We start from the raw sequence: 21,602 nt of genomic DNA, 5'->3' as shown, positions 1-21,602 counted from the left end.
CCTTTAAAAACCTTTAGCGGAGTTTCCAATGCCCGACATTTCAGACATGGCCCCCGATTTCACCCTGCCGCGCGACGGCGGTGGCGAGGTGCGCCTTTCGGACCTGCGCGGCAGTACCGTCGTTCTGTTCTTCTATCCTCGGGATGATACGCCGGGCTGTACCAAGGAATCCATCGGTTTCTCGGAACAACTTCAGGCCTTTGCGGATGCGGGCGCTCAAGTTTTCGGCATCTCGCGCGACAGCGTGGCCAAGCATGACAAGTTCGTCGCCAAACACGGGCTGACCACGCCGCTGCTGTCCGACGAGAACTCAACCGTGTGCGAGGATTATGGCGTCTGGGTCGAGAAGAACATGTATGGGCGCAAATCGATGGGGATCGAACGGTCTACCTTCATCATCGACGGCGACGGGCGCATCGCGCAGATCTGGCGCAAGGTCAAAGTGCCCGGCCATGTCGAGGCCGTGTTGGAGGCCGTTAAGGCGATGTAAGTCCCTCGACCCCGACGGCCATCCGGTTTATGTCGCAGCCTTGCAATCAACAGGCGGAGCGCACCCGTGCCCAAAACACTGACCCAGATGGCCACCGAGGTTCTGACCACAGCGGACGGGCGGGCGAAAACCGCCCTGTCCAAACGCCATGCCGCCGCCTGGTTTGCCGCCCGCAAGGGTGAGGGCGAGCCGATTGAGATCGGCACCGCAACGCCACCGCTGCAACCCTCACGCCCCGACAAACCCGAATTGCTGTCGCCCCGCGAGGTTCCAAAGCGCAAACCGGGGACCGAGGCCGGGCGGATCGCCCTGCTGCATGCGGTTGCTCATATCGAGCTGAACGCCGTCGACCTGCATTGGGACATCATCGCGCGCTTTGGCCATGTTCCCATGCCCATCGGCTTTTACGACGATTGGGTCAAATGCGCCGAAGAAGAGTCGCGCCATTTCGAGATGGTTTGCGATTGTCTGGAACAGATGGGCAGCCATTACGGCGCCCTGCCCGCCCATGCAGGCATGTGGCGCGCTGCTGAAGACACCGCCGAGGACCTGATGGGGCGTTTGGCCGTGGTGCCCATGGTGCTTGAAGCGCGCGGGCTGGACGTGACGCCGAGCATGATCGACATCTTCCGCAAGGCCAAAGCCGAACAGGCCATCGCGGCGTTAGAGGTGATCTATGCCGAAGAGGTGGGCCATGTCGCCTATGGCTCGAAATGGTTTCACTTCCTCTGCGGGCGCGAGAATGCCGACCCCAAGGACGTGTTCCATACGCTTGTGAGGCGTTACTTCCACGGCGTGCTGAAACCGCCCTTTAACGAGGAAAAACGCGCCGAGGCCGGGTTGCCGCCCGACTTCTACTGGCCGCTGACCGAAGACCTGCCCTTGCCGGGCACCGTCTCAAAGTGATCCTTGCCGGTTAATTTCGGCAAAATCCCGCCGATCACGTGGGGTAAAATTGCGAGGTTTGTGGCAAATTGGTCAACAAACTTGCCGCATGGCCACGACCCGTTTATGCAATCGCCCCAAGGGACGGCTACTGCACCACGACCGGTCCCGATCTTGGGGATGAGAGGTAAGACGCGTGCGAACACGTCTGGCAATTAAGTTTCACTCGTGGCTTGAACGCCGCTTTCCGGAACGCCGGGTTTTTCTGAAATCTGATCAAGACACGCGGTTCATCCGGCTTAGCTCGGAAACGCAGGTAGCTGCTGTTGCCGGTGTGGCCGTGATGGTGGGCTGGACGACGGTTGCCACCGCGATCCTGCTGATGGACAGCATCGGATCCGGCAATTTCCGCGAGCAGGCAAAGCGCGATCAGGCGACTTATCAGGAACGTCTGAACATTCTGTCCACAGAACGCGATTCCCGCGCGCAGGAAGCACTGGCTGCGCATGAACGGTTCAATGCAGCGCTTGAGCAGATCTCGGCCATGCAGTCCGAATTGCTGGCCTCGGAAAACCGCCGGCGCGAGTTGGAAACCGGGATCGAAGTCATCCAGACCACCCTGCGCGCGACCATGAAACAGCGCGAAGAGGTTCGGACCGAGCTTGCCAACCTGCAACAGGGTGCTGACGGATCAGACATGTATATGGCGGCGGTCGCCAACCCCGCACAAATGGAATTCATGACCGAGGCACTGGCGCGCACAGCGGAGGAACGCGATCAGATCGCCACCGATGCGCAGGATGCCCTGGATCAGCGCGACGAGCTGGAGCTGGAAATCCAGCTGATGCAGGAACGCAGCGACGAGATCTTCCGCCAGTTGGAAGAGGCCATGGTAATCTCGGTCGAGCCGCTGGACAAAATGTTCCGTCAGGCAGGCATGCCCACAGATCGTATCATCGAAGAGGTCCGGCGCGGATATAGCGGTATGGGCGGTCCGCTGACCCCTTTATCCTTCAGCAGCCGCGGCACTGAAGAAGAGCTGACGGCTGACGAAATCCGGGCCAACAAACTGCTGCAACAGATGGATCAGCTGAACCTGTACCGTCTGGCTGCGGAAAAAGCGCCCTTTGCCAATCCGGTCCATTCCGCCGTGCGTTTCACCAGCGGCTTCGGCACCCGCCGCGATCCCAAAAGCGGCGGTCGGCGGATGCATAATGGCGTTGATTTTGCCGGGCCTCAGGGCACCGACATCTTTGCAACCGCTGATGGAGTGGTCACCCATGCAGGCTGGCAATCCGGATTTGGCCGCCTTGTGAAGATCAAGCATGCCTTCGGGATTGAGACACTTTATGCTCATAACACCAAGATCAACGTAAAGGTTGGCCAAAGGGTCTCGCGCGGGGATCATATTGCTGATATGGGTAGCACCGGACGGTCCACCGGCACGCATTTGCACTATGAGGTGCGCGTGAACGGAAAACCTGTGAACCCAATGACTTACATTAAGGCTGCGAGAAATGTTTTCTAAGAGCAAAATCAACGAGCCCGCATCCAAGGATTCTGAGGCGGCGAAACCTGCTGCTCCGGCGACTCCGGCGGCCCCTGCACCATCCGAGCCCAAGGCCAGCACCGCGCCCAAGCCCAAGCCGCCCGCGTCGGTTCTGTCCTCGGACCTGCACATCACCGGTAACATCAAGACAACCGGCGACATTCAGGTTGAAGGCACTGTCGAAGGCGACATCCGCGCGCATCTGCTGACCATCGGCGAAACCGCCACCATCAAGGGTGAAGTCACCGCCGACGACGTTGTGGTCAATGGCCGTATCGTCGGCCGCGTGCGTGGTCTGAAGGTTCGCCTGACCTCGACCGCACGGGTTGAAGGCGACATCATCCACAAGACCATCGCCATCGAAAGCGGCGCGCATTTCGAAGGCTCGGTCCAGCGTCAGGACGATCCGCTGAACCCGGGTCGCAGCGCGAAATCCGGTGGCAACCCTGCGGCGGAAGTCAAGCAGTAAGCCATTCGCTGAATAGAATTCGAAAACGCCGCAGGACTTTCCTGCGGCGTTTTTCTTTTGGACCTGCGCCGGGCCGTTTTGCGTTTCCCGTCAGGCGGGAACTGGCTTAGGCTCGCGCCATGTTCATGTTTCTAAGCGTTGTTGCCCTGATCGCTGCTGTCGTTGCCTACTACCTGTGGTCGCGCAGACAGGCGCGTGCGCAGTTGCTGGCAACGCCGCTAACTGCGTCTCAGCGCCAGACGATTGAGACGATGGTCCCGATTGTCGAACGCCTGCCGTCCGAGCTGCGCGCCAAGCTTGAAGGCAAGATGAACCTGTTTCAAAACCAGGTCAGCTTCTATGGCTGTGACGGGCTGGAAGTGACCGAGGATATGCGGTTGTCGATCTCAGCCCAAGCCTGCCTGCTGGTCGTGAACACCGATATGTGGTTCGACAACCTGACCACCATTCTGATCTATCCGAACGCCTTTAAGTCCCGCCAACAACGGCGCAGCGGCTATGTTGTGACCGAGAAAGAGATCGTGCGCACCGGGGAAAGCTGGAACCGGGGGCCGGTGATCCTGTCCTGGGCGCACAGCCAGCAAGGCGCGTTGAACGACCATGACGGGCACAACGTCGTCTTTCACGAATTCGCACATCAGATCGACGACCTTTCAGGCGGCACGGATGGCGTGCCGGTTCTAAGCCGAGGACAAAGCTATGCCGACTGGGAACGCGTTTTTGTATCCGCCTATGACGCCCATGTCCGCGCCGTCGAAGCCGGACACCCCACTGTCATCGACCCATACGGTGCCGAAGGCCATGAAGAGTTCTTTGCCGTCTCGGTCGAGGTTTTCTTCGAACGACCGCGGGCGCTGAAATCCAGCAATCCAGACGTCTATGACCAACTGTCTCAACTGTTTCAGCTGGACCCGGTCAGCTGGAATTAGCCAAACCTACCGCATTTGACGAAAGCCGGGAAAAACTCCCCTTTCTCAAAAAAATTAACAAATGGCATTTCCTGAATTAGACTAAAAACCATTGGTTTAACGGAGGAGTTTCCATGTCATCCAAATTGATGGCCGAGTTTATCGGCACATTCTGGCTGGTGCTGGGCGGTTGCGGCAGTGCGGTTCTGGCGGCGGGTGTTGCCGATGTCGGGATCGGCTGGCTGGGCGTGTCCTTTGCCTTTGGCCTGACGGTTCTGACCATGGCCTATGCGGTCGGTCCGATCTCGGGCGGGCATTTCAACCCGGCTGTCAGCCTTGGCCTGATGTTCGGCGGGCGGTTCGACGCCAAGGATCTGATCCCCTATTGGATCGCTCAGGTCGCCGGGGCCATTGTTGCAGCCGTTGTTCTTTATGTGATTGTCAGCGGCGCGCCCGGGTTTGAGGGTGTCGGAGGATTCGCCTCGAACGGGTATGGCGAGGCATCGCCGGAAGGTTATTCGATGATGTCCGCGCTGGTGATCGAGATCGTGATGACCGCGTTCTTCCTGCTGATCATCCTTGGCGCAACGTCCGACAAAGCACCTGCTGGCTTTGCGCCCATCGCCATTGGTCTGGGCCTGACCCTGATCCACCTGATCTCGATCCCGGTGACCAACACGTCGGTCAACCCGGCGCGGTCGACCGGGGTTGCCCTGTTTGCCGACGGCCCTGCCCTTGCGCAGCTTTGGTTGTTCTGGGTCGCGCCACTGATCGGCGGAGCCATTGGTGCCCTGATCTGGAAGGCAATGGCGTCCGACGACTGAACCCCTTCACGGCGCGGCCAAAAGGGTCGCGCCGGTTGAACTGCGGCAAGACACAAGTCTGCGCAGAATTCTTGTACCTGGAACTGGCTGGTTGAATTTCGCCCAAAAGCGGCGAAAACTCCGGCTTATGTGTATGAGAGATTTTTCATGACCTCCGGAACCGGTTTCAAACGCCCTGCCTCGGCTATTCCGGTGACGCCCGGATGGATTGCGATGCTGGGCATTCCGATCCTGCATTACCTCTGGCCTGAAATGCCAAGTGTGTCTGACCGGGATCAAACGGTTTTGTTTGCCCTGACGATCTTTGCGCTGATGGCTGCGGCTGAATTCGCCATTTGCAAGCTGCACCGGATGCCCGGCAGCGGGCTGGTCTACAAACCACAGAACTTCCGTGACCCCGCCTATATTCGGGCCTACCAGATCAAGCTGGTGGGGTTGGCAACCAGCGCCGCGCTACTGGCCTTGGTCTATTGGTCCGCCGACCTGTACCACGGCGACTGGTACTGGCCCTTCTTTTCCCTGCTTGCCGACTATTGGTGGCTGATCCTGACCGTCGTTCTAAGCGTCGTCACATCCGTCCATTTCATGATGCGCCATCCCCGCGACGGGATGTGGCATCTGGGCCGGGTTGTCCTGACGCTTGGGCAAGAGTCGCTGCACGCGCGCGGCCTCAAGGTCTATCTGCTGGGCCTGTTGGTCAAAGGCTTCTTTCTGCCACTGATGTTCTGCTATCTGGTCTATGACTGGAGCTTCTTTCAGTCGCGATCGCTATGGGAGGCCACAACCTTTCCCGAGGTTTACGAATACCTCTACCGGTTTTCCTTCTTCCTTGACCTGACCATCGTGGTGATCGGATACGCAACGGCCACGCGACTGTTGATGTCCCATATCCGGTGGACGGAAACGACCGTCAGCGGCTGGCTGGTCTGCGTGCTGTGTTATTCGCCCTTCTGGCAGGTGCTGTCGCGCGAGTACTTCAATTATGTGCAGGACGGGTTCGCCTGGGGCGCGTGGCTGTGGGATTACCCGGTCATCTATACGATCTGGGGCTGCACGATCCTGTTCTGCCTGTTCATCTACACTCTGGCCTCAGCACGAATGGGGCTGCGGTTTTCGAACCTCACCTATCGCGGTCTGGCCTGCGATTTCCCCTATAACATCACCAAACACCCCGCCTATATCAGCAAGAACCTCAGCTGGTGGATGGTATCGATCCCGTTCATCGCCGTGGATTTCTGGACCGGTGTGGCCAATTGCGTGGCGCTGTTGGGCATCAACGTCATCTATTTCCTGCGCGCCTGGCATGAGGAACGGTGCTTGTCTCAGGCACCGTCGTACCGGGCCTATCAGCGGCATGTGAATGAATACGGAATGCTGGCGCGGATCCGGCAAGCTGTTCTGCCAACCCCGCCGCGCCGTTCGGAAAAGGTGAACTGATCCGAAATGGGTATCCCGGCGCGGTCAGCCGCGCCGGGACACAGGTTTATTCGATGACCGTGACGGTTTTCATCACGTCAGGCTGGCCTGTGACCGCCCCGGTCTGAGAGTGACCGCGTTTGATCGCATCGACCACCTCCATCCCTTCGGTGACCTGACCGACGACGGTGTACTGACCATCCAGGAACGGGCCCGGATCGAACATGATGAAAAACTGCGAGTTCGCGCTATCCGGGTCGTTTGACCGCGCCATGCCAACGATACCGCGATCAAAGGTGCGGTCCGAAAACTCGGCAGGCAGATCAGGACGGTCCGAGCCGCCACGACCGGCGTAACGCATATCAAAGGACGCGTCCGACTGGTCGCCATACTGAACATCCCCGGTCTGGGCCATGAATCCGTCGATCACGCGGTGGAACACGACACCGTCATATTGGCCTTCGCTGGCCAGCGCGGTGATCTGTTCGACATGCTGGGGCGCCAGATCTTCGAACAGGTCGACGGTGATGGTGCCGTTGGCCCCTTCTCCTTCGACCTCGATCTGAAGCCCCGTGGCCAGCGCCGGGCTGGCCAGCAGGGCAAAAGCGGCGGCCAGCTTACGCATCTGCAGCCACTTTCACGCTGATCATGCGATCGGGGCTTGCAGGCGGCTCGCCACGAGTGATGGCGTCCACATGCTCCATACCTTCGATGACGCGGCCATAAACGGTGTATTGACCGTTCAGGAAGTGGTTGTCCTTGAAGTTGATGAAGAACTGCGAGTTGGCCGAGTCCGGGTTCTGCGACCGTGCCGCGCCCAGCGTCCCGCGATCGTGCGGCAACTTCGAAAACTCCGCCGGAACGTTCGGCAGCGATGAGCCACCCGTGCCCGCCATGCGCAGGTTGAACCCGTCTTCCATGTCGCCATGCTGCACGTCGCCGGTTTGCGCCATGAAGCCGTCGATCACACGGTGGAAGGCCACGTTGTCATACTCGCCCCCACGGGCCAGTTCCTTCATCCGCGCGCTGTGCTGCGGGGCCACATCGGGCAGCAGCTCGATCACGACATTGCCGTCTTTCAGCTCGATGATGATGGTGTTTTCGGGATCCTTGATTTCGGCCATCTGGCCCTCCTGTCGTTTTGTCTTGCGCAAATACCTATGCGCCGGGCGCGTGAATGCCAAGTGACGCATTGACCTGAGGGCAAAATGAAGGAAAAGAACCGCCTAAATCGGTATCAAACTCACGAAGGATTGCACGATGGGCTGGAAAACGCTGGACGACATGGACCTGAACGGCAAACGCGTCTTGGTGCGCGTGGACATCAACGTGCCCGTCGTGGACGGCGTTGTCACCGACGCCACGCGGATCGAACGGATTGTGCCCACCGTGCGCGACATTCTGGCGGCGGGTGGCAAACCGATCCTGCTGGCACATTTCGGGCGTCCGGGCGGCGAGCGGCGCGAGAACTTGTCGCTGAAGCAGCTGGTCCCGACATTGGAAAGCGCCTTTGATGCCCCTGTCCTGTTTGCCGCCGATTGCGTCGGCACCGAGGCGGAACTGGCCGCAGAGGCCCTGCAACCGGGTCAGGTTCTGCTGCTGGAAAACACCCGCTTTCACGCAGCCGAGACCAAGAATGACGCTGACCTGGCCGCAGGTATGGCCAAGCTGGGCGATGTCTATTGCAACGACGCGTTTTCAGCCGCGCACCGCGCCCACAGCTCGACCGAGGCGCTGGCCCGCCTTCTGCCCGCCTGCGCGGGCCGTTTGATGCAAGCTGAATTGCAGGCTTTGGAGGGCGCTCTGGGTGCCCCAAAACGCCCCGTGACCGCAGTTGTGGGCGGCGCGAAAGTGTCGACTAAGTTGGAACTGCTGGGCAATCTGATCGACAAGGTGGATTACCTGGTGATCGGCGGCGGCATGGCGAACACCTTCCTTGTCGCCAAGGGGATCAGCGTCGGCAAATCGCTGGCCGAGCGTGAGATGAAGGACACCGCTGCCGAGATCTTGGCCAAGGCCGAAACCTCGGGCTGCACTATTGTCCTGCCCACCGATATCGTTGTGGCCGAGAACTTTGCGGCAAATGCCCCGCATCAGGTGCTGCCCGCCGATCACTGCCCTGACGAGGGTATGATCCTTGACGCAGGCCCAGAAAGCGTCGCCGCGATCTCGGAGATTTTCGCAAAAAGCCAGACGCTGATCTGGAACGGCCCGCTGGGCGCGTTCGAACTGGAACCGTTTGACGCGGCCACAAATGCCGCCGCGCTGAAAGCCGCGGCGCTGACACGGTCGGGCCAATTGGTCTCGGTCGCGGGTGGCGGTGACACGGTTGCGGCGCTGAATGCCTCGGGCGCTGCGCATGATTTCTCGTACATCTCGACAGCGGGCGGCGCGTTCCTTGAGTGGATGGAAGGCAAAACCCTGCCCGGCGTCGCAGCGCTGGAACAGTGACGCAGGCCTGCGCGGCGAGACATTCTGACTCAGGCTGACATTTTTGCGAATCAGGGGATTCACATCGCGAATCGCCTGTGACATAGTGCTGACAGAGGTTCGAAAAGGACCCGTTATTGAGGCAAGTTTTCATACGGCGGTAAACAGAGTGTCCCGTTCCAATCGCCCCGGTTTGGGCTCAGTTGCTTTCTTCTCGGTGGCTTTCATGCTGGGTGTCTATTTCACCTTTGCCGCCGTGCAGGGTGACTATGGCCTGTTCCGACGGGTCGAGATTGCAGCGGAACGGGACGCTCTGTCGCGCGATCTGGCCAATTTGGATGCGGAGATCACCGAAATGGAAAACCTGACCCGCAGGCTATCGGATACCTATCTGGATCTGGACCTTCTGGATCAGCAGGCCCGCTCGGTTCTGGGCATGATCCGCGCCGATGAGATCGTGATCCGGTAAACCGCCCCACACCCGCTGCCCCATATTTTTTCGAAAACCTATCATCACGTGCCAGCCGGAATCCGCGTCTGGCGACGCTGCGTCACATTTGCACTCGCCAGACTGTCGCAAATGCTCTAAAAGATAGTTTAACGCTAAACTATCTGTCCGAAAGGGGGAGATCGCCACGATGGCTGCGCGAAAAACCACAAAGAAACCAAATGTTTCTGCGGAAGAGCTTAAAACCTACTACCGCGAAATGCTGCTGATCCGCCGATTCGAAGAAAAGGCTGGCCAGCTTTATGGCATGGGTCTGATCGGCGGGTTCTGCCACCTGTATATCGGTCAGGAAGCGGTGGTTGTCGGCCTCGAGGCTGCGGCACAGGACGGTGACAAACGCATCACCTCGTACCGCGATCACGGCCATATGCTGGCCTGCGGCATGGATCCGGGCGGCGTGATGGCCGAACTGACCGGGCGCGAGGGCGGCTTGTCCAAGGGCAAAGGCGGCTCGATGCACATGTTCTCGAAAGAGAAGCATTTCTATGGCGGCCACGGCATCGTTGGTGCGCAGGTTCCGCTTGGGGCCGGTCTGGCCTTTGCGGACAAGTACAAAGAAAACGGCGGTGTCACCTTCACCTATTTCGGGGACGGTGCGGCAAACCAGGGACAGGTCTATGAGACCTTCAACATGGCCGCCCTGTGGGACCTGCCCGTGGTGTTCGTGATCGAGAACAACCAGTACGCCATGGGTACCGCTCAGGCGCGGTCGACCTCGACCAAGGACATCTATCACCGGGGCGAGGCGTTCGGCATCCCCGGCGAAATCGTGAACGGCATGGATGTGCTGGCCGTCAAGGAAGCCGGTGAAAAAGCCGTGGCTCACTGCCGTTCGGGCAAAGGCCCTTACATCCTTGAGGTCAAGACCTACCGCTATCGCGGCCACTCGATGTCCGACCCGGCCAAGTACCGGACCCGGGAAGAGGTTCAGAAGGTGCGCGAACAAAGCGACCCGATCGAGCATGTGCGTGAGCTGCTGCTGTCCGGCAAACACGCCTCCGAGGATGACCTGAAAGCGATCGACAAGGAAATCAAAGAGATCGTCAATCAGGCCGCCGAATTCTCGAAAGAAAGCCCCGAGCCTTCCGTCGAAGAGCTCTGGACCGATATTTACGCCTGAGAGGACGACTAAGACATGGCAACCGAAATTCTCATGCCCGCCCTTTCGCCTACGATGGAAGAGGGCACGCTGGCCAAATGGCTGGTCAAGGAAGGCGACACCGTATCCTCGGGCGACATCATGGCCGAGATCGAAACCGACAAGGCGACGATGGAGTTCGAAGCGGTGGATGAAGGTATCGTCGGCAAAATCCTGATCGCCGAAGGCACCGAAGGGGTCAAGGTGAACACCCCCATCGCGATCCTTGTTGAGGAAGGCGAAGACGCCTCCGCCCTGCCCGCGGCTGCACCCGCAGCCGCAGCGGTGGCCGAGGCCGCCCCTGCGGCGGTTGAGGCCCCCGCTCCTGCCCAGGCTGCCCCGGTGGTCGATCTGTCCCCCGACTGGCCCGCCGATGCCGAAATGAAGTCCGAAACCGTACGCGAAGCCCTGCGGGACGCGATGGCCGAGGAAATGCGCAACGACCAGGATGTCTTCCTGATGGGCGAGGAAGTCGCCGAGTATCAGGGCGCGTACAAAATCTCCCAGGGCCTGCTGGACGAATTCGGCTCCAAACGCGTGATCGACACCCCGATCACCGAACATGGCTTTGCCGGTATCGCGGTCGGTTCGGCCTTTGGTGGTCTGAAACCGATTGTCGAGTTCATGACCTTCAACTTCGCCATGCAGGCGATTGACCAGATCATCAACTCTGCCGCCAAGACGCTGTATATGTCCGGTGGTCAGATGGGCTGCCCCATCGTGTTCCGTGGTCCCAATGGTGCCGCCGCCCGCGTGGCCGCGCAGCACTCTCAGGACTACGCGGCATGGTACATGCAGATCCCCGGCCTGAAAGTCGTCATGCCTTATTCCGCAGCTGACGCCAAAGGCCTGCTGAAATCGGCGATCCGCGACCCCAACCCGGTGATCTTCCTTGAAAACGAAATCCTCTACGGCCGGTCCTTCGACATGCCGCAAGTGGATGACCTGACCATCCCACTGGGCAAAGCGCGCATCTGGCGCGAGGGCTCGGACGTGACCATCGTCAGCTTTGGCATCGGCATGCAATACGCGCTGGAAGCCGCCGACAAGCTGGCCGAAGACGGCATCAGCGCCGAAGTGATCGACCTGCGCACCATCCGCCCGATGGACACCGGCGCGATCATCAACTCGGTGATGAAAACCAACCGTCTGGTCACGGTCGAAGAAGGCTGGCCGCAAGGCTCGGTCGGCAGTTACATCAGCTCGGTGGTGATGCAGGAAGCGTTCGATTACCTCGACGCACCAGTCATCAACTGCACCGGCAAGGATGTTCCGATGCCCTATGCGGCGAACCTTGAAAAGCTGGCGCTGGTGACCACGGATGAGGTCATCGCGGCGGTCAAACAAGTGACCTACCGATAGGCAATGACCCCCGGGAACGTACATAATCCTGCGGGCGTGGACTGGCTTTTCGAAAGCCTCGTCTCGGCGCGCAAGGACAATAACCGCAACCTTCTTTATGTTTGTGCGGCGTTCCTGTTGGTCTCCTTTGTCAGCATCGCGTTCAATCTGGATGCCTTCGACCAGCTTCAGTTCGATCTGCTGTCAGTCGAAGGCAGTCTGACAAGCGCCTGGCCGATCCGGGCCATGCTGTGTGTCGCCTGTGTCGTGTCCTATGCCTCGGTCATTTACATCGTGCTCGAACAGCAGCGCCTGCAGCTGGGCATGGATTATCTGGCCGCCATCGAACACAGCGACGCAGCCGCCCTGGGCCAGTTCACCGAATGGCTTGAACAGAACCATCCGCGCGTCTCCAAGGCGCGCTCTGTGGTCGTGGGGGTGTTCGTCACCTTCTGCGCAGCCATTCTCCTGATCGATATCGCAACGCTGATCTACTCATTTTCGAAGTAAGAGGACATGAAGACATGCCCACCGAAATTCTGATGCCCGCCCTTTCGCCCACCATGGAGGAAGGCACGCTTGCCAAATGGCTGGTCAAAGAGGGCGACACCGTATCCTCCGGCGATCTGCTGGCCGAGATCGAAACCGACAAGGCCACGATGGAGTTCGAGGCCGTCGACGAAGGCACCATCGGAAAAATCCTGATCCCCGAGGGCACCGAAGGCGTCAAGGTCAACACCGCCATTGCAGTCCTGCTGGAAGATGGCGAAAGCGCTGATGATATCGCGGCCACACCTGCCAATTCTCCTGAGGCGGCCCCAGCCGCCGCGGGTAACGAGGCTGCCGCGCCAGCGGCATCCGAGGCACCCGCCCCTGCCCCAGCGGCTCCGGTCAAGGCGGATGGTGGACGGATCTTTGCCTCGCCGCTGGCCCGTCGCATCGCTGCGCAGAAAGGTCTTGATCTGGCGCAGATCGCTGGGTCCGGCCCGCATGGTCGTATCGTCAAGGCGGATGTCGAAGGCGCAACCGCAACGGCACCTGCTGCCGCCCCGGCACCCGCCGCAGCGGCTCCGGCGGCTGCTGCCCCGGCTGGCCCATCGGCAGATGCTGTCGCCCGGATGTACGAAACTCGCGAGTACGAGGAAATCAAACTCGACGGAATGCGCAAAACCATCGCCGCGCGCCTGTCCGAAGCGAAACAGACCATCCCGCATTTCTACCTGCGCCGCGACATCAAGCTGGACGCGCTGCTGAAATTCCGCAGCCAGTTGAACAAGCAGTTGGAAGGCCGTGGCGTCAAGCTGAGCGTCAATGACTTCATCATCAAGGCCGTCGCCAACGCGCTGCAACAGGTTCCGGCCTGCAATGCGGTTTGGGCGGGTGACCGCGTGCTGCAATTGAAACCCTCGGACGTGGCTGTCGCCGTCGCCATCGAAGGCGGCTTGTTCACTCCGGTCCTGCAGGATGCCGACACCAAATCGCTCTCGGCCCTTTCGACCGAGATGAAAGATCTTGCTGGTCGCGCGCGCGAGCGAAAGCTGGCCCCGCATGAATATCAGGGCGGCACGTTTGCAATCTCGAACCTGGGCATGTTTGGCATCGACAATTTCGACGCCATCGTGAACCCGCCGCATGCGGGCATTCTGGCTGTTGGTTCCGGTGTCAAGAAACCGGTTGTGGGCGATGACGGAGAACTGGCCGTTGCCACCGTCATGTCCGTTACCATGTCGGTCGATCACCGCGTCATTGACGGCGCGCTTGGGGCTGAACTGCTGCAGGCCATCGTCGACAATCTGGAAAACCCGATGGTCATGCTGGCCTGAACGAAACGCTCCCGCCGGGTCCAAACCCGGCGGGACCTTTTGCGATCACCGCCATGATGTGAGCGGGCGTGATCGCCCGGGCAATTGCCCAATACCCGATCCCATACCACCTTGGATGCATCGAACACACAGATGCACAGGTGCGCCATGGCTTTAGGAACTACCACAAAAACCCTGTTACTGATCGCTCTGACGGCGACCGCGCTGCCCGCTGCGGCCATCGCCAAGCCCAACAGTTATCCGGGTGAGAACTCCAAGTTCAAATCCAGCGACCCCGCCGTGATCGCCCAGCAAAAAGCCGAGCAGAAACAGCGCTTTGAAGAGCGGAAAAAACGGCGTGAGGAACGACGGCTCAAGCGGTTGAACCGAAAGAAGAACCGCTTGAACTGATCCTTACTGGTCCTTGCCCAGCATGTGATCCATCGAGATCGAGGGCTGATCGCATCCGGCCTCGCCCACGATCTTGGCGGGAATACCGGCCACGGTTTTACACGATGGCACGGGTTGCAGAACCACGGACCCGGCCGCGATACGGCTGCAATGGCCGACCTCGATATTGCCCAGAACCTTGGCTCCGGCACCGATCAGAACACCGTTCCCGATCTTGGGATGGCGCTGTTCCTCTTCCTTGCCGGTCCCGCCCAACGTCACCGAATGCAGCATCGAGACATTGTCGCCCACAACCGCAGTTTCGCCGATCACGATGGAGTGGGCGTGGTCGATCATGATGCCCTTGCCGATCTTGGCAGCCGGGTGAATGTCGATCCCGAAAATCTCGGACGAGCGCATCTGGAAGAAATAGGCCAGATCGTGCCGGCCCTTGGTCCACAGCCAATGTGCAACCCGGTAGGCCTGCATGGCCTGATAGCCCTTGAAATATAGAATCGGCTGCAACAGGCGGTGGCACGCCGGATCGCGTTCATATACGGCCATCAAATCGGCCCGCGCCGCTTCGACCAGGCTTGGATCGTCGGCATAAGCCTCATCCACGATCTCGCGCAGGACCATCATCGACATCTCGTTCGAGCACAGCTTGGCCGAAACCCGATAGGACAAAGCCCGGTCAAGGCTGCGATGGTGCAGGATACAGGCATGCACCAGCCCGCCCATCAGCGGCTCTTGCTCCACCGCTTCGGTGGCTTCCGAGGTGATGCGATCCCAAACCGGGTCGACTTGTGTCACATGGCTGCGCTTTTTGAACATAGCTTTTGATCCTTTGCTGCGCCTAGAATGCCATTTAGTGGCAAAAACACCAAACGCAAACCCGTGAACTGCATCGCAACAAAAATGAAGAGTCCCAGCGCCGTTATTTTGAGACACAAATTCGCGAGCGATTGGCCGAATTGTCGGCACTTTCCGCCTCGGGGCAGCAGGCACAGGCTGTGGTGGAATTGGATCAGCAAGCGGTCGGACGGCTCAGCCGCATGGATGCGCTGCAAAATCAGGCCATGGCCAAGGCGCAGCAGGCCAACCGAGATATTGAAGCCCACCGCCTGAACACCGCATTGCAACGCCTTGAGGACGGTGAATACGGCTATTGCGAGGATTGTGGCGAGCGGATTCCCGATGGCCGCCTGAAGCTGGATCTGGCGGCCAGTAAATGTGTCAGTTGCGCGTCCGGCTGATGTGAAAACGGATCAACTGTCGCAGAACCATTTCAAAACACTGACAATATTGCACGTCGTCAAACCCCGGCTCATCCGCCAGAACCCGAGTGCACGCTGTGGCCATAAGCGAGCCGTTGCCATAAAGCGGATGCAGACGCCCGGTTTTCTGAACATGGGCGTCGGCCAGCTCCGCCTCGGCAATCATCTGCACGCACAGGCGCTTGCGGCTAAGGCGCGGCGCGGCCAGCAAGGCCCGCGCCGCCGAACTGAGATCGCCGTGAAGAACCGGACGCATGGCGGCGGTTTACCCAACGGTCGCGCGCGCCGTTGCGCCCGGCCCGAATATGGCCGAGACCTGCGCGACCTCAATCTCGAATGCTCCGGTCACGCCATCCGCCGTCCGCATCGCCGTTGAGTAGGTCCAGCGGGGCTGTGTCGCAAGATCCTCGCGAATGACCGCGCCGCCCGAGTGGACCCGAACGAGATAAAACTCGGTCTCTTCGCCCAGCGGAACATCCAGACCAGACCAATCATCACCGTCCAGCCGGGTGCGCCGGACCCATGTCGCCTCATAACCGGCGGGGGTATGACGCACCGCCAGATGCGCGGGGGAATAGGGCCGCAACCCGTTGCCGTCAAAGGCGTGAATCAGGTGCTCATACGCCGGATCATCATAACCGCGCGTTGCCGGTCCGATGCGATAGTGCTTGTCCACGCGCCGCTCGGTCCGCAGCAGGTTGATCTGCGAGACGCTGTCATTCAGCAGCACAAAGAGTGAGCCGTCGGGCCAGGCATCCGGCATCAAGGCGTCCGTCCCCAGCTGGCCCCGCAATCGCCCGGACAAGGCATAAACTCCGGGGTTTTCGAGATAGGCATTTGAGAACTGGAAGACTTCCCAGTTGCCGGGCGTTCCATCCCCGATGGCCGCCAGATTGAGACCGTTCAGCAACGACTCGCGCGGCTGGGATTCCAACCGACCGTCAATCAGCCGAACCCGCAGCAACGGGCCTTCATCCCAGACTCCGGCACTCGCGCGTCGCAGGGGCGTTTCGGTCAGGCCAATCGTCGCCGGGGCGGTGATCACATCGCTGAGCGAATAGCCCTGATCATTGGTCGAGCTATAGACAGCGGCATTTCCCGGCCATGGGTCCGCTGCAACAGCCAGATACGGCGCGTGCGCCACCTCGGCCCCGGTGATCAGCGGCAGGTCCATGAAGACCGGCAAAACGGGCACCGGGGCCAGATAGGGCCGCACAGTCGGGGGTTCGTCTTCGATATCCGACAGCTTGTAGACACCGTGTTCAATGCGAACCGCGTCGGCCAGTTGCAAACTGGCGCTTTCCAGCCGGTCGATCCTGTACCGGGCACTAGTGTCGTCGTCAGACAACCGCACCACATCCCCTGCCCCGAGATGCATCATGGAGGGCGGCAACGCGAAACGCGCTGAGTCACGGGACACCCGTGCCTCGCTCAACCACCGCTCAGCAGTTTGCCGCCCCTCGCCGCGTGTCATCGACAAGGGCATTTCGTTGACCGCGACAGAATGGGTTTTGTCGTCAGGCAAAATCGCCTCCTCCGCCACAATATCGTGGTCGGAATCGGATTGGACAAAACGCAGGCGCACCCGACCGGTCATCTCGGCCTCGGCCTCGCGGCGGTATTCGACGGTGCCGTCAAGATCGGTGCTGATCGCCAAGTGGTCCGGATCTACGTCAATGGCGCCAAGGCCGTCCCGCATTTGGAACCGCAACACGCCATCCCGCTCGATCGCGTCGAACCCATAGCGCAGCATCAACGGTTGCAAGGCCGAGCGCGCGTTGGTGACATCCTCGATCATATAGCCCCGCACCACGCCGTATAGGCCGCTGACGTCAATATCGGTGACACCTGCGCCATGACAGATCTCGGTCACGACCGAGGCCAGCGTGCGCGCACCGGACCGCCCGTTCAACCAATGGCCACGGGCGTAGTTCGCCCCATCGCTCCATTTCCCGCGGCGGTTCGGGAAGGCCGGGAACGGTCGCGCATCCCAGGCCCAGACATAGGCGTTCGACAGATCGACCATTGGCTTGCCATAGACGGGTGATTTTGGGTTCACCTCAGGATCAGCCCAATAGGTCAGCATTGCCGTCAGGTATTGAACCTGAATGAAATCGTCGCGCATCCCGTTCGAATAGGCCGGAAGCCGGGATTCCGAGGATTTGGGGTCCAGAAACTTGTTCGGCTGGTTCGTGCCCTTGTCGATCGCGGCACAGCCCAATTCCGTGAACCAGATCGGTTTCGATCCCGGCACCCAATCGGTCGGGTTTGCCTGCCTTACGCCATCGATCCGGTTGTGGTGCGTGTTCGACCACCAGTTCCGCAGATCCTTGTACCGCCAGATCCACGGCTCATCATGCTCGCCATCCTCAATCGGAGTGCGAATTTGCGCCACGTCCTCTTCCGGCGAGGCATAGTACCAATCATAGCCCTCGCCGCCTTCGATATTGCTGCGAAGGTAGTCCAGATCGTAGATCGACGGTGCGCCTGCGGCGGCATCCAGATGATTCTCGCCGTCGCGCCAGTCGGACAGGGGCATGTAGTTGTCGATGCCTACAAAATCGATGTCATCATCTGCCCATAAGGGATCGAGGTGGAACAACCGATCACTGGTGCCGGGTGGCTGATAGCCGAAATATTCGCTCCAATCCGCCGCATAGCCGATTTTTGTGTTTGGACTCAAAATCTCGCGCACCTCGGACGCCAGCGCGCGCAGCTGCGCCACCGCCGGGAACCCATCAGCGCCGCGGATCTGAGTCAGGCCCCGCATCTCGGAGGCAATGCAAAAAGAATCGACCCCGCCTGCGGCCTTGCACAACGCCGCATAATGCAGAATGAAGCGGCGAAGGCCCCATTCCTGCGGACCTGTATAGGTGACGACGCCGTCGCCAACCACAAAATCGCTGGCGCGTGCCGTCCCGAAGAACTGCGCCACCTGCACATCTGCCGAGATGGTTTGATCCGGTGATCCGGTTCGTCCCGGCGCGATATTCAAGGTGATGCGCCCGCGCCACGGCAGGTGCGGCTGGTTGGCGTTATCAGACCAGGGGTCAGGCAAACCGTTGCCCTTCAACTGCTCCATCAGAATGAACGGATAGAACATGACCCGCTTGCCGCGCTGTTTCAGGTGCCGGATCGCCTCGACCACAGAAGCATCCGCCGGGGTTCCGCCATAGACCGGTCGATTGTCGTCATGCGCCACGATCTGAGCGTAACTGCGCCGGACGCCCGAGACACGCCATGGCATTCCCTGACCATCCGCATCCCGGCGTTCGACCTTTGGCCGGATTTCGCAGGACGCGCAGCGCAGATCATCCCCGAACCACGAAACGATAAGCGAGGCCGCGTCGCACCCCGGCAGTTCCCGTCCCAACGCCCGCGTGGACGACACCAGATCGGTCCGACCTGATGCCGAGCTGACATTGGCCGGTGCGCTCTTGCCGTAGCCCAGCGCATAGTTCACTTGCTGACTGGCCAGCGCATATTCACCCGTGCCGGGCATCAGCGCGACGCCCTGCACCAGTTGGGGAAGCGAGGTTTCATAGTCCGGCATGTCACTCTGTGCGGGACGCACAACTTCGAACGAGAATTGCGGGACGCGGTTGCCGAATGCGGCAAGCTGAAAATCCTCGATCACCACATAAGCCGTGCCGCGATAGGCCGGAACATTTCCCGCGCCCTCAATCGCCTCGATCAGCGGGTCCGGCAACTGATTTGCCGTTCCGCGATAGATGCGCATGTTCAAGCTGTTGTGCTCCAGCTCTTCCCCATCGGCCCAGATACGCCCGACATCGGCAATCGTGCCGACGCCAACAGCAATCGCCAGCGAGATCGAGTAGCTGTAGGTGACGGTCGTAACCTCGGGGGCTTTGGGCTTGCCTTTGCCACCCCCGCCGCCTTCGGTGGTTTCACTGCGGGTTTCCAGAAAGTCCGATGCCCAGATCACTTGCCCGCCGACCCGCATCCGGCCAAACACGGTCGAAACCGGGGCACCCTCGCCTGTCTCGGTCAGGCGAAACCGGTCCATGCGGCCGGTTTCCACCACTTCGCTGCCGCCGCCCATGACGGATTGGCTCAGAAATCTCTGATCAATCACACGTCCCAGTGTGGCCCCGACGGCGCGGCCAATGATGGCAGTCGAAAGGCCCGCAACCGTACCACCGATTGAGCCGCCCAGCGCAGCCCCGGCTGCGGATAATAGAATAGTCGCCATCAGCGGTCCTCCAACGGGAATTCAAAACAAGCGACCACGCGGCGACGCCACGGATCGCTGAGTGCGTTTTCCACAACGCCGTATCCGGAATAGGCATGAATGAATCGCGGGACCGCGCCGATGCCGGTCACAATCCCAAGATGCTTGGCAACGCCAGCGTCACGCATGCGGAACAACACCACATCCGCCGGGGCCAGATCCGCGATTGGCTTTTCGGTCAGATGACGCTGCGCCGCCGCCCACATCCGTTCCTCGCCCTGAGGTTCGGACCAATCCATGCTGTAGATCGGCACCTCTTCCGGTTCCTGGCCAATTTGCGCCCGCCACACACCGCGCAAAAGCCCCAGGCAATCTGTACCCGCCCCCTTGGTCGAGGCCTGATGGACGTATGGCGTACCAAGCCAGTCGCGCGCCTCGTCCACGATATCCTGTCTGTTGGGCTTCACCGCCTGCTTCCCCCTTTGTTCGGATTGCTTTTCTTGGGCACAGCCATCATCCAGTCTTCGCCCGGAAGATCAGGGAACCCTTGGAAATTCAGCAGGTTGTTGAACTTCAACCGGCAGGTGCGCATGCGTTTGTCACATCCGGCGGTCAGACGGACGCGGTCGCCCAAGGCAAGCCCGCCGCCGATGCTGGACCACATGGTGATCTCTCGCCCACCGGCAGTTTTCTGATCCGTCTTGATCGAGGACCAAAGCCCACTGGCAGATCCGGACAGCACGTCCAGACGCCCGCGCTTGAACCACCCGGACGCGGAGGCCGCTCCACCCGCCAGTCGGATCTGAGTGCCCCCGTCGAACCCGACGATATCCGCTTCGACCCAGAAACCTTCGGCATCCGTATTGAACCGGCAGGACCGGTCGCCAAGGACGGCGGTGCAGGGCTTTTGATACACCCGCCCCACGGGCCGGTTCAGCAAATCCGTCAGCCCGCGCAATTCGGCATGAAAAGCACCACCAGCGCGCCGCAACTCACCAATTGAACCGCGAAACTGCAAAATCCGCTGGTCCGGATTGGCCCAATTGACCAGCCAGGCCCGTACCTGAGCGCCATCGAACCGACCGGCTTCAATGTCCTCCTCGCGCACAGCTGCATCGGACAACGCACCCATCGCTTCGGTATTGTCGATTGACAGGCCGGTGGCCTGCTCGATGGCGGCGGCGGTCAAGCCGGTGCTGGCCTTGAAGGTCAGACCCTCGAAGGCCAGTTCCAAATCGTGATCGGTGAACCCGTATTCCTGCCCATCCGTGCGCGTTATCGCCCAGCAGCGGCAAACCGTGGTCAGCCCGCTTCGCAGATGACCATGCAGTCCCTGAACATCTCCGGCCATCAGACACGCACCTCGACCACGGGAACATTCGGGACGTCACCGGCCTGAAAGCTGGCCACGCTGGTCTGGATCTTGTCAGTGTCGAACCGGACCGGCACGTCAAACTCGTACCCTGCCGTGATCTCGACCCCTTCGGGTGGCGGATCAGAAAAGGTCACTAAGCCGGTGTTCAGATCGACCTCAAAATCCACGCCCTCGCGCACGGCGTCCTGATCCAGCCCCAGCACAACTGTGCCCAGAACCGGCTTGGTGATCGGACGCATATAGCTGACGCCGCCGGATGTATAGGTCTTGACCAGTTGAAACGCGGCGCGCACCCCGTCGCCCAGTGCGATGACCTGATCATCCATCGCAACATCTGCCGAGGCCACGCCGGACTTGAAATCAGACCAGTCCTTCCAGCGGAAGCCGAACATCTGCCCCTGTCGCGCCTCGAAGAAGGAAATCAGCGTCTCGATATCGTCCAGTGAGCGCATGCCCAGCCCCGCATCATAGCGACGGCGCGAATGCGCCCAGGGTGTGTTGCGCTCTTCGAACCCGTTGGCCAGCGTCACGATATCGGTGCGCCTTTCTGGCCCGCCGACCGAGCCAAAGCTCAGGCTGGCCGGAAATCTGACCTCGTGAAAATTCAT

General features: G+C 60.4%; 23 protein-coding genes. 15 read left to right on the top strand and 8 right to left on the bottom strand.

Going from position 1 to position 21,602, the window contains the following annotated elements:
- Positions 1-28: 28 nt before the first annotated feature.
- From ACR0E6_RS02640 to ACR0E6_RS02610, 7 genes are all read left to right on the top strand, one after another.
- Complete coding sequence (locus ACR0E6_RS02640) at positions 29-490, top strand: peroxiredoxin (protein WP_480580739.1); 462 nt, start codon at positions 29-31, stop codon at positions 488-490.
- Between the two features lie 87 nt (positions 491-577).
- Positions 578-1,396: a ferritin-like domain-containing protein gene (locus tag ACR0E6_RS02635; protein WP_480582196.1), complete on the top strand. Its 819-nt coding sequence runs from the start codon at positions 578-580 to the stop codon at positions 1,394-1,396.
- 175 nt (positions 1,397-1,571) lie between these two features.
- Positions 1,572-2,903: a DUF5930 domain-containing protein gene (locus tag ACR0E6_RS02630; protein ID WP_170449955.1), complete on the top strand. Its 1,332-nt coding sequence runs from the start codon at positions 1,572-1,574 to the stop codon at positions 2,901-2,903.
- Positions 2,893-3,393 carry a polymer-forming cytoskeletal protein gene (locus tag ACR0E6_RS02625; protein ID WP_170519312.1) on the top strand — a complete coding sequence of 167 codons (501 nt, stop codon included), beginning with the start codon at positions 2,893-2,895 and terminating at the stop codon, positions 3,391-3,393. Before ACR0E6_RS02630 ends, ACR0E6_RS02625 begins: the two co-directional genes overlap by 11 nt.
- Positions 3,394-3,512: 119 nt before the next feature.
- Positions 3,513-4,322, top strand: a complete 810-nt coding sequence (locus ACR0E6_RS02620; RefSeq protein WP_480580737.1) for a M90 family metallopeptidase — start codon at positions 3,513-3,515, stop codon at positions 4,320-4,322.
- Positions 4,323-4,435: 113 nt separating this feature from the next.
- Positions 4,436-5,125, top strand: coding sequence for an aquaporin Z (gene aqpZ, locus ACR0E6_RS02615; protein WP_480580735.1), 690 nt, complete (start codon positions 4,436-4,438; stop codon positions 5,123-5,125).
- A gap of 147 nt (positions 5,126-5,272) precedes the next feature.
- Positions 5,273-6,562 carry a hypothetical protein gene (locus ACR0E6_RS02610; protein ID WP_480580733.1) on the top strand — a complete coding sequence of 430 codons (1,290 nt, stop codon included), beginning with the start codon at positions 5,273-5,275 and terminating at the stop codon, positions 6,560-6,562.
- A 46-nt stretch (positions 6,563-6,608) separates the two neighbouring features.
- Here the strand turns inward: ACR0E6_RS02610 and ACR0E6_RS02605 are convergent, their stop codons facing one another.
- Positions 6,609-7,166 carry a peptidylprolyl isomerase gene (locus tag ACR0E6_RS02605; protein WP_480580731.1) on the bottom strand — a complete coding sequence of 186 codons (558 nt, stop codon included), beginning with the start codon at positions 7,164-7,166 and terminating at the stop codon, positions 6,609-6,611.
- Positions 7,159-7,665 (bottom strand): peptidylprolyl isomerase, encoded by a 507-nt coding sequence (locus tag ACR0E6_RS02600; RefSeq protein ID WP_170449943.1) that lies wholly within the window; start codon positions 7,663-7,665, stop codon positions 7,159-7,161. Before ACR0E6_RS02600 ends, ACR0E6_RS02605 begins: the two co-directional genes overlap by 8 nt.
- Positions 7,666-7,801: 136 nt before the next feature.
- Here ACR0E6_RS02600 and ACR0E6_RS02595 point away from each other — a divergent pair, with 136 nt between their 5' ends.
- The 7 genes from ACR0E6_RS02595 to ACR0E6_RS02565 all read left to right on the top strand — a co-directional run bounded on the left by ACR0E6_RS02595 (position 7,802) and on the right by ACR0E6_RS02565 (position 14,171).
- Positions 7,802-8,992, top strand: coding sequence for a phosphoglycerate kinase (locus tag ACR0E6_RS02595; RefSeq protein ID WP_480580728.1), 1,191 nt, complete (start codon positions 7,802-7,804; stop codon positions 8,990-8,992).
- Between the two features lie 148 nt (positions 8,993-9,140).
- A complete protein-coding gene (locus ACR0E6_RS02590) occupies positions 9,141-9,440 on the top strand; it encodes a septum formation initiator family protein (RefSeq protein WP_170449939.1) in 300 nt (99 codons plus the stop codon).
- Between the two features lie 169 nt (positions 9,441-9,609).
- Positions 9,610-10,599, top strand: a complete 990-nt coding sequence (pdhA, locus tag ACR0E6_RS02585; protein WP_170449937.1) for a pyruvate dehydrogenase (acetyl-transferring) E1 component subunit alpha — start codon at positions 9,610-9,612, stop codon at positions 10,597-10,599.
- A gap of 15 nt (positions 10,600-10,614) precedes the next feature.
- Positions 10,615-11,979 carry a pyruvate dehydrogenase complex E1 component subunit beta gene (locus ACR0E6_RS02580; RefSeq protein ID WP_480580726.1) on the top strand — a complete coding sequence of 455 codons (1,365 nt, stop codon included), beginning with the start codon at positions 10,615-10,617 and terminating at the stop codon, positions 11,977-11,979.
- Positions 11,980-11,982: 3 nt separating this feature from the next.
- A complete protein-coding gene (locus ACR0E6_RS02575; RefSeq protein WP_170449933.1) occupies positions 11,983-12,468 on the top strand; it encodes a hypothetical protein in 486 nt (161 codons plus the stop codon).
- Between the two features lie 14 nt (positions 12,469-12,482).
- The gene (locus tag ACR0E6_RS02570) at positions 12,483-13,781 is read left to right on the top strand and encodes a pyruvate dehydrogenase complex dihydrolipoamide acetyltransferase (protein WP_480580723.1); all 1,299 of its coding nucleotides are present in this window, start codon (positions 12,483-12,485) and stop codon (positions 13,779-13,781) included.
- A 147-nt stretch (positions 13,782-13,928) separates the two neighbouring features.
- Positions 13,929-14,171 (top strand): hypothetical protein, encoded by a 243-nt coding sequence (locus ACR0E6_RS02565; protein ID WP_480580721.1) that lies wholly within the window; start codon positions 13,929-13,931, stop codon positions 14,169-14,171.
- Between the two features lie 3 nt (positions 14,172-14,174).
- On the opposite strand, the gene cysE is transcribed toward ACR0E6_RS02565, so the two are convergent.
- Entirely contained in the window at positions 14,175-14,984 is an 810-nt protein-coding gene (cysE, locus tag ACR0E6_RS02560; protein ID WP_170519339.1) for a serine O-acetyltransferase, read from the bottom strand.
- 140 nt (positions 14,985-15,124) lie between these two features.
- On the opposite strand from cysE, the gene ACR0E6_RS02555 reads away from it, so the two are divergent.
- The gene (locus tag ACR0E6_RS02555) at positions 15,125-15,406 is read left to right on the top strand and encodes a TraR/DksA family transcriptional regulator (protein ID WP_480580719.1); all 282 of its coding nucleotides are present in this window, start codon (positions 15,125-15,127) and stop codon (positions 15,404-15,406) included.
- Here ACR0E6_RS02555 and ACR0E6_RS02550 read toward each other — a convergent pair.
- The 5 genes from ACR0E6_RS02550 to ACR0E6_RS02530 are packed head-to-tail and all read right to left on the bottom strand — an operon-like array spanning position 15,387 to position 21,602.
- The gene (locus tag ACR0E6_RS02550) at positions 15,387-15,683 is read right to left on the bottom strand and encodes a DUF7742 family protein (protein ID WP_480580717.1); all 297 of its coding nucleotides are present in this window, start codon (positions 15,681-15,683) and stop codon (positions 15,387-15,389) included. The two genes, ACR0E6_RS02555 and ACR0E6_RS02550, sit on opposite strands and share 20 nt — an antisense overlap.
- Positions 15,684-15,692: 9 nt before the next feature.
- Positions 15,693-19,640 carry a baseplate multidomain protein megatron gene (locus tag ACR0E6_RS02545; RefSeq protein WP_480580714.1) on the bottom strand — a complete coding sequence of 1,316 codons (3,948 nt, stop codon included), beginning with the start codon at positions 19,638-19,640 and terminating at the stop codon, positions 15,693-15,695.
- Positions 19,640-20,086: an NlpC/P60 family protein gene (locus ACR0E6_RS02540; RefSeq protein ID WP_170449919.1), complete on the bottom strand. Its 447-nt coding sequence runs from the start codon at positions 20,084-20,086 to the stop codon at positions 19,640-19,642. Before ACR0E6_RS02540 ends, ACR0E6_RS02545 begins: the two co-directional genes overlap by 1 nt.
- The gene (locus tag ACR0E6_RS02535) at positions 20,083-20,970 is read right to left on the bottom strand and encodes a DUF2163 domain-containing protein (RefSeq protein WP_480580712.1); all 888 of its coding nucleotides are present in this window, start codon (positions 20,968-20,970) and stop codon (positions 20,083-20,085) included. The genes ACR0E6_RS02540 and ACR0E6_RS02535 overlap by 4 nt, the downstream gene beginning before the upstream one ends.
- Complete coding sequence (locus ACR0E6_RS02530; RefSeq protein WP_170449915.1) at positions 20,970-21,602, bottom strand: DUF2460 domain-containing protein; 633 nt, start codon at positions 21,600-21,602, stop codon at positions 20,970-20,972. The genes ACR0E6_RS02535 and ACR0E6_RS02530 overlap by 1 nt, the downstream gene beginning before the upstream one ends.

The organism is Ruegeria sp. AP12 (genome assembly GCF_056540025.1).
This window is presented reverse-complemented; position numbering and strand designations above follow the sequence as displayed.

What these genes read in the sequence shown, in the direction of transcription:
- ACR0E6_RS02640 (WP_480580739.1), top strand. Translation starts at nt 29, where the DNA reads ATGCCCGACATTTCAGACATGGCCCCCGATTTCACCCTGCCGCGCGAC.
- ACR0E6_RS02635 (WP_480582196.1), top strand. Translation starts at nt 578, where the DNA reads ATGGCCACCGAGGTTCTGACCACAGCGGACGGGCGGGCGAAAACCGCC.
- ACR0E6_RS02625 (WP_170519312.1), top strand. Translation starts at nt 2,893, where the DNA reads ATGTTTTCTAAGAGCAAAATCAACGAGCCCGCATCCAAGGATTCTGAG.
- ACR0E6_RS02620 (WP_480580737.1), top strand. Translation starts at nt 3,513, where the DNA reads ATGTTCATGTTTCTAAGCGTTGTTGCCCTGATCGCTGCTGTCGTTGCC.
- aqpZ (WP_480580735.1), top strand. Translation starts at nt 4,436, where the DNA reads ATGTCATCCAAATTGATGGCCGAGTTTATCGGCACATTCTGGCTGGTG.
- ACR0E6_RS02610 (WP_480580733.1), top strand. Translation starts at nt 5,273, where the DNA reads ATGACCTCCGGAACCGGTTTCAAACGCCCTGCCTCGGCTATTCCGGTG.
- ACR0E6_RS02605 (WP_480580731.1), bottom strand. Translation starts at nt 7,166, where the DNA reads ATGCGTAAGCTGGCCGCCGCTTTTGCCCTGCTGGCCAGCCCGGCGCTG.
- ACR0E6_RS02600 (WP_170449943.1), bottom strand. Translation starts at nt 7,665, where the DNA reads ATGGCCGAAATCAAGGATCCCGAAAACACCATCATCATCGAGCTGAAA.
- ACR0E6_RS02595 (WP_480580728.1), top strand. Translation starts at nt 7,802, where the DNA reads ATGGGCTGGAAAACGCTGGACGACATGGACCTGAACGGCAAACGCGTC.
- pdhA (WP_170449937.1), top strand. Translation starts at nt 9,610, where the DNA reads ATGGCTGCGCGAAAAACCACAAAGAAACCAAATGTTTCTGCGGAAGAG.
- ACR0E6_RS02580 (WP_480580726.1), top strand. Translation starts at nt 10,615, where the DNA reads ATGGCAACCGAAATTCTCATGCCCGCCCTTTCGCCTACGATGGAAGAG.
- ACR0E6_RS02575 (WP_170449933.1), top strand. Translation starts at nt 11,983, where the DNA reads ATGACCCCCGGGAACGTACATAATCCTGCGGGCGTGGACTGGCTTTTC.
- ACR0E6_RS02570 (WP_480580723.1), top strand. Translation starts at nt 12,483, where the DNA reads ATGCCCACCGAAATTCTGATGCCCGCCCTTTCGCCCACCATGGAGGAA.
- ACR0E6_RS02565 (WP_480580721.1), top strand. Translation starts at nt 13,929, where the DNA reads ATGGCTTTAGGAACTACCACAAAAACCCTGTTACTGATCGCTCTGACG.
- cysE (WP_170519339.1), bottom strand. Translation starts at nt 14,984, where the DNA reads ATGTTCAAAAAGCGCAGCCATGTGACACAAGTCGACCCGGTTTGGGAT.
- ACR0E6_RS02550 (WP_480580717.1), bottom strand. Translation starts at nt 15,683, where the DNA reads ATGCGTCCGGTTCTTCACGGCGATCTCAGTTCGGCGGCGCGGGCCTTG.
- ACR0E6_RS02545 (WP_480580714.1), bottom strand. Translation starts at nt 19,640, where the DNA reads ATGGCGACTATTCTATTATCCGCAGCCGGGGCTGCGCTGGGCGGCTCA.
- ACR0E6_RS02535 (WP_480580712.1), bottom strand. Translation starts at nt 20,970, where the DNA reads ATGGCCGGAGATGTTCAGGGACTGCATGGTCATCTGCGAAGCGGGCTG.
- ACR0E6_RS02530 (WP_170449915.1), bottom strand. Translation starts at nt 21,602, where the DNA reads ATGAATTTTCACGAGGTCAGATTTCCGGCCAGCCTGAGCTTTGGCTCG.